This is a genomic window from Stenotrophomonas rhizophila (assembly GCF_003651185.1).
In the GTDB taxonomy this organism is placed as follows: Bacteria; Pseudomonadota; Gammaproteobacteria; order Xanthomonadales; family Xanthomonadaceae; genus Stenotrophomonas; species Stenotrophomonas maltophilia_Z.
On sequence record NZ_RCDC01000004.1, the window covers coordinates 543,375 to 555,902 of the forward strand.

At 67.0% G+C, this 12,528-nt stretch carries 15 protein-coding genes; 3 read left to right on the forward strand and 12 right to left on the reverse strand.

The features are described from left to right. The first annotated feature begins 8 nt into the window (after positions 1-8). Positions 9-605, forward strand: coding sequence for a YSC84-related protein (locus BCL79_RS02275; protein WP_183073642.1), 597 nt, complete (start codon positions 9-11; stop codon positions 603-605). A gap of 22 nt (positions 606-627) precedes the next feature. Then, positions 628-804 (forward strand): hypothetical protein, encoded by a 177-nt coding sequence (locus tag BCL79_RS20225; RefSeq protein ID WP_183073643.1) that lies wholly within the window; start codon positions 628-630, stop codon positions 802-804. Positions 805-830: 26 nt separating this feature from the next. On the opposite strand, the gene BCL79_RS02280 is transcribed toward BCL79_RS20225, so the two are convergent. From BCL79_RS02280 to BCL79_RS02325, 10 genes are all read right to left on the reverse strand, one after another. Beyond that, complete coding sequence (locus tag BCL79_RS02280; RefSeq protein WP_183073644.1) at positions 831-3,128, reverse strand: patatin-like phospholipase family protein; 2,298 nt, start codon at positions 3,126-3,128, stop codon at positions 831-833. Beyond that, entirely contained in the window at positions 3,119-4,312 is a 1,194-nt protein-coding gene (locus BCL79_RS02285) for a BamA/TamA family outer membrane protein (RefSeq protein WP_121036987.1), read from the reverse strand. The genes BCL79_RS02280 and BCL79_RS02285 overlap by 10 nt, the downstream gene beginning before the upstream one ends. A gap of 108 nt (positions 4,313-4,420) precedes the next feature. Then, entirely contained in the window at positions 4,421-4,969 is a 549-nt protein-coding gene (locus tag BCL79_RS02290; protein WP_070470735.1) for a DUF4136 domain-containing protein, read from the reverse strand. 156 nt (positions 4,970-5,125) lie between these two features. Further along, positions 5,126-5,635 (reverse strand): hypothetical protein, encoded by a 510-nt coding sequence (locus BCL79_RS20440; RefSeq protein WP_121036988.1) that lies wholly within the window; start codon positions 5,633-5,635, stop codon positions 5,126-5,128. A 1-nt stretch (position 5,636) separates the two neighbouring features. Continuing rightward, positions 5,637-6,455, reverse strand: a complete 819-nt coding sequence (locus tag BCL79_RS02300; protein WP_183073645.1) for a DUF2092 domain-containing protein — start codon at positions 6,453-6,455, stop codon at positions 5,637-5,639. A gap of 52 nt (positions 6,456-6,507) precedes the next feature. Then, a complete protein-coding gene (locus BCL79_RS02305) occupies positions 6,508-7,485 on the reverse strand; it encodes a SphA family protein (protein ID WP_183073646.1) in 978 nt (325 codons plus the stop codon). 43 nt (positions 7,486-7,528) lie between these two features. Beyond that, positions 7,529-7,912, reverse strand: coding sequence for a DUF1622 domain-containing protein (locus BCL79_RS02310; protein ID WP_121036991.1), 384 nt, complete (start codon positions 7,910-7,912; stop codon positions 7,529-7,531). A 42-nt stretch (positions 7,913-7,954) separates the two neighbouring features. Then, positions 7,955-8,881, reverse strand: coding sequence for a formylglycine-generating enzyme family protein (locus BCL79_RS02315; protein ID WP_121036992.1), 927 nt, complete (start codon positions 8,879-8,881; stop codon positions 7,955-7,957). Beyond that, positions 8,878-9,417, reverse strand: coding sequence for a YidH family protein (locus BCL79_RS02320; protein WP_259462080.1), 540 nt, complete (start codon positions 9,415-9,417; stop codon positions 8,878-8,880). The genes BCL79_RS02315 and BCL79_RS02320 overlap by 4 nt, the downstream gene beginning before the upstream one ends. Further along, positions 9,414-9,818: a hypothetical protein gene (locus tag BCL79_RS02325; RefSeq protein ID WP_121036993.1), complete on the reverse strand. Its 405-nt coding sequence runs from the start codon at positions 9,816-9,818 to the stop codon at positions 9,414-9,416. Before BCL79_RS02325 ends, BCL79_RS02320 begins: the two co-directional genes overlap by 4 nt. Positions 9,819-10,006: 188 nt before the next feature. Here BCL79_RS02325 and BCL79_RS02330 point away from each other — a divergent pair, with 188 nt between their 5' ends. Continuing rightward, on the forward strand, positions 10,007-11,179 hold the full coding sequence (locus BCL79_RS02330) for a hypothetical protein (RefSeq protein ID WP_121036994.1): 1,173 nt from the start codon (positions 10,007-10,009) through the stop codon (positions 11,177-11,179). Between the two features lie 21 nt (positions 11,180-11,200). Here the strand turns inward: BCL79_RS02330 and BCL79_RS02335 are convergent, their stop codons facing one another. Then, positions 11,201-11,608, reverse strand: a complete 408-nt coding sequence (locus BCL79_RS02335) for a response regulator (RefSeq protein WP_147433834.1) — start codon at positions 11,606-11,608, stop codon at positions 11,201-11,203. A gap of 116 nt (positions 11,609-11,724) precedes the next feature. Continuing rightward, on the reverse strand, positions 11,725-12,495 hold the full coding sequence (locus tag BCL79_RS02340; protein ID WP_259462081.1) for a response regulator transcription factor: 771 nt from the start codon (positions 12,493-12,495) through the stop codon (positions 11,725-11,727). Positions 12,496-12,528: the final 33 nt, after the last annotated feature.

Consider the following 12,528-nt stretch of genomic DNA (forward strand, 5'->3'; position numbering starts at 1 on the left):
AGCTTCCCATGAACCGTTCTCTCCTTGCCGGCACCGCCCTGATCCTGCTGGGCGTGGCCCCCCTCGGCTGCAGCACCTCCACGCCCACTCGCAGCGACGCACCGCCCTCCACCGAAAAGAGCGAGGCACAGAACCAGGCGCGTACCGCCACCGCCGCAGTGCTCTCGCGGCTGTATGCCGCACAGCCCGGTGCGCGCCAGGCCGTGGAGCAATCGGCGGGGTACGCGGTCTTCCGCAGCTTCGGGGTCAAGGTGTTGATTGCCGGCGGCGGCGGTGGGCATGGCGTGGCCATCGACAACCGCAGCGGGCAGGAAACCTTCATGCGCATGGTGGAGATCCAGGCCGGACTGGGCTTTGGCGCCAAGACCTTCGATCTGGTCTGGGTATTCAAGACGCCCGAGGCGTATCAGGATTTCATCACACGCGGCATCGAGATCGGCGGCCAGGCAACGTTGGCAGCGAAGGTGGACAAGGCCGGCGGTGGGCTCACCGGCGCGGTGCAGATTTCCGAGAACGTCTGGGTGTACCAGATGACCGAAAGCGGTCTGGCGGCGGAGCTGACCGTCAAAGGCACCCGCTACTACCCCGACAAGACGTTGAACTGAGCCGGCAGGCCAAGGAGTTCCCATGCATGGCCATCCGCTGGTCTGGATCGTCAGCCTGTTCGTCCTGCCCCTGGTGGCGGCGCTGGTGCTGAGCCTGTTCGCCCGCCACCGCGGCATCAGTGCCAATGCGGTGCTGGCCTGGTTCGTGATCGTCTGCTGGTGCGGCGCGCTCGGGGTGATTCTCTCGCAGGTGTGGTAACTGGTAGTGCCGGCCGCTGGCCGGCATCACAGCGATTGCCCGAGCTCGATGAAGAGCACGTTCTCGCCGCCTTCGCGGAATCCCATGCCGAAGATCAACGGGCCGACCCACGAATCAAAGCCGAGGAACACGCTGCCGTTCCAGATGCCGTCGCTCAGTGACATGTCGCTGCGTCGCTGCCAGGCATTGCCGTACTCCACCGTGCCCCCGACCTGCGCCGAGCGGCCCAGCAGCTTGCCCAACTCATAGGTATAGCCGGCGAACCCGAGCGCATAGTCCTGGCCAGTCAACTGGTTGTGCTGGAACCCGGCCAGCCGCCAGCGCCCGCCGAGGCGGTAGAGGTTCTGCACCGGCGCCGTGCCCGACGCGGTCACGTGATAGCGCAGCCCCAGCTGCAGCGCATGCTTGCCAAACGATCTGGCGGCCACGGCATCCAGATCGATCTGGCCGAAGCGGGCATCTGCGCCGAGACTCGGGCTGGACTGATACGTCCCCGCCGTAACGAGATAACCATCGCGCGGGAAGTACACGCTGTCGATATCGTCTAGGGTCGCCTGCGCGATCCACGCGCCCTCGTCGAAGTTCACCCGTGGAATGGTGGGGTCGCCCACTTCCACCTCCGCATTGCCGGTATAGCGCTGCACGCCGACCGACAGCGCCAGCACATTGGACACATTGCGGAACACGGCCAGCGTCGCACCGGTACGACGCACGCGATAGCGCGCGATCTTGTCGCCGTCATCGTCGTAGAGATTGAAGCTGCGGGTCTGGAACCCGCCGCCCGCCTGGAAGGCGTAACGATCGTGCAGATCGAACGGATGATAGTACTGGCCGGTCAGCCCCGGCTCGCTGCCGATCTGCAGGGCGATACGCGCTTCGGCACCGTAGGGCGACAGCGGCGAAAACAGCAGGCCGGCGCGCAGGTTGCTTTCGTGATTGCCTTCCAGATCATTGCTCAGGCTGAGCCCGGCTTCCAGGTACACCGGTCCGTTGGGCTTGGCGTACGCGGACACCACCACGCCGGTGCGTCCGTCACGCTGCTTGACCTCATAGTTGATGCTGGCCAGCGTTCCCATGCCGTAGGCGCGCAGTACACCGGCCTGCATCGCCTCGATATCCAGCGGCGCGCCGACGTGGACCGGGAGATAGGACAGCAGCAGCGCATCGGCATAGCCGGTGTGGTTGTCGACCTCGACGAAATCGATGGTGGCCGGTGCCACCGGATGCGTCCGGCCGGCACGCTCGGCGGCCAGTCGGGTGTACTCCTGTGGCGCCTGCGCGAACGCCTGCAGCGCCGGCGCGGCCTGGTCGGCGGCGAGCTGGCCGATCCGCAACGCCTCGGGCGCCTTGTCGAAATCGCCGGTGGCCACCTTGCCGGTCAGATCGGGCGAGATCAGCAGATCCTGCGCGCCCAGACTGTCCAGTTGTGCCTGCGCGCTGCGGGTGGTCAGGAATCCGCTCAGCTGGCTGATCACATCCACCAGGCTGGCGTCGCGATCCAGCGCGCTCAAGGGCGTGCCGACGTCCACCGCTATGACCCGGTCGGCCCCCATCGCGCGTACCACATCAATCGGCACCTGGTTGGACAGGCCGCCATCAAGCAGCACGTGCCCGTCGATCACCACCGGCCGGAAGATGCCGGGCAAGGACATGCTCGCGCGCATCGCCATCGGCAGGCTGCCCTCGGCCAGCACCACCGCCATGCCGGTATTGATATCGGTGGCGACCGCCCGGAACGGGATCGGCAGGTCATCGAAGCGGCCATTGACCCGGCCGCCGCCGGTGGCGCGCTCGAACAGGGCGATCAGCTTTTCGCCCTCGGAGACGCCACCAGCCAGTGCCACCGCCTTGCCCTCGCCGCCGAGCCCGATGCCGATCGGTGCCAGCTGGGCGTAGTCGTCGGCCTTGCGTCGCAGGGAGCGCTCACGGCGTGGCAGGGTGTCGGTGAACAGGCTCAGCCATTCGGTGCTCAGCACCAGCTGCTCGATCTGTTCGGGCGTGGAGCCGGAGGCATACAGGGCGCCAACCAGCGCCCCGGCGCTGGTACCGGCGATGCAGTCCACCGGCACGTGCAGCGCCTCCAGCTGCTTGAGGATGCGCACGTGTGCGATACCGCGTGCGCCGCCGCCGCCCAGCGCCAGCCCGACCCGTGGCCGGGTGTCGCCCGGGCCGCGCACGCCGCAGTGGTCTGCCTGGCCTGCCGGAGCGACAGCAACCACCGGTTCGGCGGCCTGCAGCGGCGACAGGGCGCCACTGGCGCACAGCCACGCCACGGCGAGCGCCGAGGCGCGCGATACACGGTGCCCGGGGCGTTTCAGCGCCACGCGCTGCCGACCTGGATGTAGAACGTGTCGTCCTCCGGCCCCCACGCATAGTCCACGCCGACATGCATGCCCAGCTGGCGGGCGATCAGATAGCGCACGCCGGCGCCTTTCGACACCTGGCTGGCGCCGTCGCTGAAACTGTTGTGCCGGCCCCAGGTGCGCCCCGCACCGACGAAGCCGATCAGCGCCCAGCGCTGGGTCATGTTCCAGCGCAGCTCGCTCTCCAGCACCGCAGCCCGCGTGTCCTGGTAACGCGCCGAGCCGATGCCGCGCAGGTCGATGTAGGGCAGTCGATAGAACGGAATCTCACCGTTGGCCCAGCGGGCATCCGCGCGCCCGCCGAGCACGAAATGCTTGCCCATCGGCCAGTAACCGTAGGCGTGCCCGCGATAGCTCTGGAAACTGGCATCGCTGCCGATTTCCGGCAGATACGCGTTGCCTTCGATCATGCCAAGCCAGCCGCTGGAAGGCGTGAACGGGTTGTCGCGCGAATCGTACTCCAGCGACAGGCCCAGCCCGGAGCTGCGCCTGGACAGTTCGTGTGGCTGGAAACGATCGCGGTCGGAGGCGACATCGAAGCCGATATCCAGATCCATGTAGATCCATGCCAGGCCGACATAGAGATCGCGGTCACCCAGGCGCCGGAAGCCCTGCTGGAACGACATCAGGCCGTCCATGTTGTAGTCGATCTTCTGCGCGGGCAGCACCGTGCCGGGCGTATAGAAGCCCAGATTGAACGACGCTTTGGCGACGCCGCCGCGGTAGCGCCAACGGTCATCGTCGAAGTGCAGCGAGGCGCCCACGCCATACGCTTCGCTGCCATTGGAGGTGCGCATCGCGCCACCGCCATAGATGTCCGGCGTGACCATCTTCGGGGTGCCGCCCTCACCTGCCGCTGCCGACGCCGGTGGCCGATGGAAGAACGCCAGCGCCACGCCGCCGCCATTGCCCACGGCGGGGTCGGTCACGATGATCGGCACCGGCAGAAAACCGCGGTGCTCCAGCAACCAGCGCGACATGTCGAACCGGCCGTCTTGCGCGTCACGGAACAGGGACGCCCGCGGCGCCGGAGCGGCCGCGGGCGCCGGCGCAGGCGATGGCGCGGCGGGCTGCTGGGCGATCGCGGCGCAGGGCGTGAGCACGCCCAACAGCGAGAGCAGGCGTACGGCATGGCCGATCGACACGGTGCACCTCGGGGATGGGAAGCCAAGTGCGCGGGCCCGGGCCGGTGGGAGGGAACAGCCCGGCGCGGGCCCACGCGGTTGAACGCATCTCAGGCCGTGCCGCAGCGATCAGCGTGCGGCGGTCGTGCCCGGCGGGAACGCCGCAAACAGCTTGTCCAGGCCGGCTTCCACCGCCGCGTTGACCTTGTCCGGCGAGGTCGGCACGGTGCCACTGGCGGTGCCGCGCCAGACCGCCTGTTTGGTCTTGGCGTCGAACATATCCACGACCAGCGTGCCGACGTCATAGGTGTGCACCGTGGTGGTGGCATTGCCCATGGCCATCCCGCCACCCCAGCCACCGCCCCGCCAGCCCCAGCCGCCCATGCCCGTCCCGGAGTAGAACGTATCCAGGGTCTGCTTCTGGCCGGTGGCGATATGCGCTGCCAGGGCGATGTCGCCGTTGGGCGCTTCGCGCAGGCCCTTGGCCTGCAAACGTGCGTTGATGCCGTCGATGATGCGTTGCTGCACCAGCGGCGAGCTTGCCTGGGGTTTCATCGCCCAGGTGTAGGTCTTGTAGGAGGCGAAACTGGCTGACGGATCGAAGTCGGTCTTGACGGTCGGTGTGGATGCACAGGCAACCAGGGAGGTCGCCAGGACGGCGATGGCAAAGGCTTTCATGACGCGAGTCTCCAAAGGCGGGATGGAAAGACGCGCTGCGGTCGCAGCCGTCCTGGGGCGGGCCGTGGTGGCCGGTGGTTACAGCCCCACGGTAGTGCACTGCCGGCCACGCGTAATGCGCATAACTACGGTAGAGAGGCGGGAAAAACTACCGAGTCAACGCGGCGGATTGATCACCACGTATTGCACGGTGGTCCCGGCATAGCGCGGCTCATACCAGACGTTGCCGCACTGCTGGTAGGCCATGCCGTTGATCACCGTGGTCACGCAGCTGGGCGGGACCGAATTGACGATCGAACCGATCACCGCCGAGGTCACGGCCACGCCCGCCGTCACCGCTGCAGCGGTGGCGAAGGGATGATCGTCCCAGTGGTTCCAGTGGTCGTCGTGGTAGTTCACGTCCACATTGACGTTGCGGTTCACGTTGCGATTGACGGTGCGGTTGCTGTCGATGTTGCGGTTGATGTTGGCCCCGCGGTTCACGTTGCCGCCCTGCGGGCGCTGTACCGGGCGGTTGATGCTGGTATGGGCACTGGCGCGCGCGCCGCCGCCATGGAACCCGCTGCGCTGCGCGCTGGCCGGCACGGACACGGCCAGCAGCAGCGCCAGCAGCATGCCCGCCGCCAGGGAGGAGGCCACGAAGAAGCGGTTGATCACGGTACGCATGTCAGTTCTCCTGCCCAGCATCGGTGACGACCACCGCGACCGGCACCAGCTTGATGCGGGCGGCATCGGCCGGCGGCGTGAACTGGAAGGCGGTCGCGGGCACGGCGCTGCGGGTGTCCCAGCGCAGGTGGGCGCGGTACTGCGGCAGCGCCGGATCATCCAGTGAGGTGATCACCAGCTTCTTCGGCAATGCGGTGGCCTTGCTGACCCACAGCTGCCAGTCCACGCCGTCCTGCTTGAACGCGTACTGCTCGATCGGCTCGCCGTCCACCGTGCCACCGCCGATGTGCAGCGCGCCACGGATGGCGGTTTTGGGCGCCTTGTCGGTGCCCCACAGGAACATGTCGGCCAGCGGCATGTCGATGCCATAGCGGGCGGCGGCATCCTCCACCAGTTCGCCCAGCGTGCTGTTCAGTCCGTCCACCTGGGCGTAGTACTTCAGGCGCGGCGAATACAGCGACAGCGCCTTGCCATCGTAGAACAGCTGGCGCAACTGACGATCGCTGCGCAGCTCCAGGAACAGCTGGTTCGGGGCGCGCACCTTGTAGGTCACCACGCCATCCAGTTCCACCTTCTGGCCGTCTTCCAACACGATCTCGGTGCTGGCGTCGGAGCTCAGCGAGAACTGCTTGAGCGCACGCAGCGCTGCGCCCATGCGGTCCAGGGCGGCCAACGCCTCGGGATCGCGCTCGGGGGCGTCGGCCGGTGCAGCCGGGGGCGGTGCGGCAGTGGCAACACGGGTAGCGCCGTGCGCGACGGGCACCAGCGCAGCCAGCATCAGGCAGGCCGACCACGCAACCGGGGGAATGGCAGAGGACATGACCGTTACTCCATGGCACGGTAAACAGGTGGCCGCCGGCAGGCGGCCGGGATCAGAAGCCGCCGCTGATCGACAGACTCCACGGGTCGCCTTCGAAGCGGTTCTTGACGCTGAATTCGCCGACATAGCGGAACGACACATCCACATGCTCGCCGCCGGACCATTTCTTGCCGTAGGTCAGCACCGGGCCGATACCGAACGAGCGGCCTTTGAAGCCCCCCAGGCGGTCGGCGGTGTCGCCCTTGTCGTCCTGCAGCTGCTGGATCCAGCCACCGGCGGCCCCGAACCCCCAGCCACTGGCGGTGCGCTTGACCAGCAGCGCATCGGCCCGTGCGACCACGCCGTTCTTGTAGTCGGTATCGTCGTTGCGGGTGTACCAGTCGGTGGCGCCCAGCACGCTGAATTCCAGCGTGCCCTTCTGGAACAGGTGCGTGTAGCCCACGCTGGGCGAGAACGTCCAGATGTTCATGCCCGGATTGGCCAACCGGTTCGGGTCGTACTTGGCGGTGGGCGCATACACGTACACACCGAAGGAAAGGTGCTGCACCTCGCTGATGTGGAACCCGGCGATCACCGGGGCGAAGTACACGTCGAACAGGTTGGAGGCATGGTCCTTGGTCTGGAAGCGGTTGCCCAGCGGGCCTGCCAGGTTGGCGGTGACCTCGGCATCGATGTACGGCACGGTCAGCATGGAAGCGAAGTTCCAGCGCCCGGGCTTGGTCGGCCACACGTACACCCCGGTGGCAGCGGTCAGGTTCACGTCGGCCTCCAGGCCCAGCGAGATCTGCCCGGCGATGGGCGCGGGGCGGTCGCCGCTGATCTTGCCGTTGTAGCGGATGTAGCTCAGCGACCACTGCATGCCCGGCTCCGGCGGAATCACACCGGCGTACGAGGTGATCTGCATGCCGGTGATCGAGCGCCCCAGCGCGCCCTCGGTCGCCCATGCCGGCGCGGCGGACAGTGCAGCCAGCGAGCCCAGCGCGAGGGCCAGTGGCCAGCGACGCGGCAGGCGGAGAAAGGACATGGTCATGCGGTGGCCCTCCGGCACGGGTGCAGGTTCATGGATACGCACCTCACAGCGGCTCCGGCTCCGGCGCCGGCCGCGTGGCACGCTGACGTTCGCGGACATCGGCGATGTCGCGCTCCAGGAAGTAGTTCAGGAACGTGCGGATCACGGCGATCGCGGCCAGCTGGCCGATCGCGTCCCAGCTGGTGTAGATCGACGATTCGATGATGTCCGCCGAGAGCTGCATGGTCAGCCCGGCCACCAGCCAGCGCCCGTACCCCAACCACAGGTCGCGGCGCTCGACGTTGGTCAGATGGCCGCGCAGCGCCAGCCGCACGGCCCTCACGAACACCACCACGGTGGCCATCGCGATCAGCACCAGGGCCATCGCATCGATGATCACCACCACCGGTTCGGTGATGGCGATCAGCCACGCCTTGAGAGGAAGCATCGTCGGGGCTCCGGTAGGCATCGCAGTGCGGGGGGTTCGGGTTCATCCGCGCTCCACGCAGCGGAAGCCGAGGTGGCAGGTGGAGGTGTCGATCGGCTGCGCCATGCGCGCCGCAGGGCGATAACGCTTGCAGTAATTCGGCGCGCACAGGTGCGAGCCGCCTTTCATTACCCGGCGTGGGACCGCGCTGCGATCGCGCGGGTCGTGGCTGCGTTCGCGCAGCCCCCCTCGCGGATTGTCGATCGCGCAGCACGGTTTGCTCTGCAGCTGGTCATGCTGCTGGTACCAATCGCTGGTCCATTCCCAGACGTTGCCGATCATGTCGTACAGCCCGTATCCGTTGGGCGGATAGCTGCCGACCGGTGACGTCCAGCGGTGGCCGTCCTCCTCCAGGCTCTGCCAGGGAAATTCGCCCTGCCAGGTATTGGCCTGGTGGCGGCCGCCGGGGATGAAGGTGTCGCCCCAGGCGAACTCACCACTCTGCTGGCCGCCACGCGCCGCGAATTCCCACTCGGCCTCGGTCGGCAGGTCCTTGTCCATCCACCGGGCATAGGCCAGCGCGTCGGCGAAGGTGACGTGGACCACCGGGTGATCCTCCAGGCCCTGCAGGCTGGACAGCGGACCGCGGGGATGCCGCCAGTCGGCCCCGGGAATGTAGTGCCACCAGTTGTGTGTGTTGCCCATGTCCACCGGGTGCGGCGGCTGCACGAACACCACCGAGGCCGGTTGCAGCAGCGCCGGGTCCGCACCCGGATAGTCACGCGGGTCGGCTGCCTGCTCGGCTGCGGTGACGTGGCCGGTGGCCCGGATGAAGCGGGCGAACTCCCGGTTGGTCACCGGGTAGCGATCGATCCGGAACCGCCCTACCCGCGCTTTGTGCGCCGGGCGCTCTTCGGGATAGTGATCGTTGGAGCCCATGCTGAAGACCCCGCCGGCCAGCTCGATCATGCTATCGGCCACGACACTCATGCGAACGGTGCCACGTTGAAGGTCATGCTGACGATCGCCAGCAGGCCCAGCAGCCACAGCAGGCCGGCGGTGATCAGGGTCAGCGAGATCGGGTAGTGACTCTCCCCGTGGATCAGGCCTTCGCGGATCATCTCCTCGCGCTCGGCACGCAGGCCCTGCATGTAGCGGATGTGATAGAGGATGCCGAGGGTCAGCAGAACCATGCCGAGGCCGACCAGCGCGATGCCGAAGTTGCGTGGCGCATGCGGGCGCAGGCCAACGCCGGGCACCTCCAGCATGTGGCCGAAGAACTGATAGATGGTGAAACCGAAGCCGATCAGCGACAGCGCCGTGCGGATGATCGACATCAGCGTGCGATCCGCGCTCATGCGCGTGCGCTGGAATGACATCCCGGTGCGCCGCGAGGAAAGCTCCATCGAGGTGGCATCGGCACCGCCCAGCAGCGTCTTGGCCTGCTCGATGGTGAGCGCACGCTCGGTCAGCTGCTCGCGGGGGTCCTGGGCACTCATCGGCGGGTCGTCTCGTGAGGGGGTCATTTGCGGTGCAGGAAGTAGCTGGCGATGCGGGTGATCGGGCCGCGCAGGATCAGATACGGCAGGAACCCGAGCACGACCGCGATGACGAAGGCTTCCACCGGATACTTGAAACCGCCGAACATGCGGAACTGGTAGATCACATCCATGCCGACCCCCAGCAGAAGAATCCGGGCGGTCGCGGTGACCCCTTCGCGCCAGGCGACCAGCCGGTCACCCGCAGAGCTGTGCGCCATCAACCAGGCATAGGGCGCCTTGCCCGCCTTGGCATCCTTGATGCCATCGATCAACGCCGCGATCAGTGCCATCGTCGGCTGCAGGAAGAAGCGGAAGGTCATGGGGCCATCCGCGCGATCGATCATGTCGGTCCAGAAGCGCGTCAGAATATCGATCACCAGGAGCATGGGCGGGATCCTTGCGTCAGGCCTCCAGCTTGGGCGCCGCCCGGTAGCCACACAATCGAGTTGTTACTGCAACCTCCCCAGTATTTTTACTGCGTCCAACGCGTGGAAAGGCAGCGCTATGCTCAGCGACATCGCGTCCGCTGCCCGCTGCAGCCGCGCCTTCTCTTTCTTCGCCACGGGCTGCCCCCATGCACCTGGACCAGCACCATTACTCCCTGATGCGCGGCGGACTGGTGCACCGGCTGCTGCAGGCCGCCGGCATGCTGCGCGGCACCGCCCGGCTCTCGCTGTGGATCGCCGTGGCATTGGTGGTGATCTCGCTGGCGCCGTTGGTGGTGATGACCGCGCGCGCGGGCACCCTGTGGACGCCCCCGCCGGGCATGCCGCTGCTGGGCGACTACGCAACCCTCGCCCGCGTGCTGCTGGCGATGCCTCTGCTGGTGCTTGCCGCCCCGCGCTCGGACACCTTGCTGCGCAATGCGTTCCGCCAATTGACCCGCGCCGGCCTGGTGCCACCGCAGCGACAGGAAAGATTGGCCGCACTGCTGGCGAAGGTGCGCCGCTGGCGCGATGGCTGGTTGCCTGAAGCGCTCTGTGTGGTGATCGCATGGCTGCCGCTGCTGTTCGGCACGGACAGCGTGAGCCTGCTGCCGGGCGTCGCCGACTGGCGGCTGGAGCACGGTGCATTGACGGCCGCCGGACGCTGGTACGAATGGGTCGCCGTGCCGCTGTTCCGGCTGCTGGCCTTGCTCTGGCTGTGGCGCTTCGTGCTGTGGACCGGCCTGCTCTGGCGACTGCCGCGTGTAGGACTGGCACTGCACGCAGAGCACCCGGATGGCGCTGGCGGCCTGGCGTTCCTGGGCATGGCGCAGGAACGCTTCGCGGTGCTCGCCCTGGCCGGCGGCATTCTGGTCGCCGGTGCGTGCGTCAATCATGTTCACTATCTGGGCGAGAGTCTGTATGACCTGCGCCACCTGCTGGCCGGCTATGTCATCGGTGCCACGCTCCTGCTGGTGGCGCCGCTGCTGGTCATGATGCCAAGCATGATGCGGGCCAAGCGCCATGCGCTGTACCGCTTCGATGCGCTGGGCAATCGGGCCGCGGCGCTGTTCGACCAGCGCTGGCGATCAGGGTCACGACAGGGGGCCGACGCGGATTCCCTGTTGGACCATGGCGATGCATCCGCGTTCGCTGATTTCAGCGGCGTATACAAGGGCTTGGCCAGCATGTCGGTGCTGCCGTTGAACCGCTGGAATCTGCTGTGGATCGCCCTGCACGCCATCGTGCCTCTGCTGCCGCTGGTGCTGCTGGCGATGTCGGTGGATGAGCTGGCCCGCAAGCTGCTCGGCATCCTGGTCTGACTGCCCGCGCCAGTAGCGGGATCAGCCCTTGCGCGGGCCGCGCAGCGAGCGCGAGACGAACGATTCGCCCTTCAGGGCGGCCGCCACCGCCGGCAGCAGGTCATCGCCTGCGTCGGATTTGAGCACATAGCTGCACGCTCCCAGGCCCATCGCCTGCGTGACCATCTGGGGCTCGGCATGCACCGTGATGAACACCACGCCCAGCACAGGCCGCTGCAGGCGCAGCCGGCGCGCGGCTTCCAATCCGTTCATTTCCGGCATCGCGATATCGGTGACCACCACATCCGGCAACATGCTCTGCGCCGCCTGCACCAGCGAGGCGCCATCCTGGACCAGGCCAATCACCTGGAACTGCTGGGACAGCAGGCTACGCAGCTGCCGCCCCATCGCGCATCCATCCTCGGCCAGCAACACACGGACAGCATTCATCGCACTCGCCCGCTCGATGCCTGCCACGATGATGTGGCCGGACACAGTACGGTAACAAGGGAAAAACAACCGTTGGCGGGCAAGTAAATCTACTTGCCCACCCGCAGGCGGGCGGCCTAGTGGCGGATCAGACCATCCAACTCGGCCTTGCGCACCAGCTCCAGCGTGCCGTGTACGCCCAGTTCCTGCATGATCGCGTACTTGTGCGATTCGATCGTCCGCACCGATACCCCAAGCTCGTAAGCGATCTGCTTGGAGCGCAGGCCGCGCGCCACGTATTCCAGAATGCGCAGCTGCTTGTCGGTCAGTACATACTGGCAGCGACCCGATGCCACGATCGCGTTGGCCGCCAGTGTCGGCGTCACATACGTCTGGCCGTCCATCACCCCGTTGATCGCGCGGACCAGCTCGTCGCCGGCCGCACTTTTGAGAATATATCCCCGCGCGCCTGCCCGGATGGCCTCGGCCGCCATGCTGGATTCGTCGTGCATGGTGAGGAACACGAAGGGCGTCAGGCACCCCTCGCTGCGGGCCTGACGCATCACGTCGATGCCGCTGATACCGGGCATGCTGATGTCAGAGACGACCACGTCCGGCGATTCGCGGCGTAGCGAGTCCAGCAGTTCCTCGCCGGAGGACACCAGCACGATCGATTCGAAACAATCCATCAGCAATCTTTCGATGCCCTGCGCCACCAGCATATGGTCGTCAGCGACGACCACCTTGCGGAAGGGCACAGACACCGACTGCGCGCACGAAACGCTCATTGCACTGCCTCCATTGGCTTCAATCATCCCCTGATTGACCTGCCGGTGCACGGGTGCCTGATAACCAGCGCGAAGGCGCCCGCTCATGGCATCGCGGTGCAGCGGCAGCCTGCCGAACATGCGAGTCACCGCGTGATGGGGTCGTGATGCGAG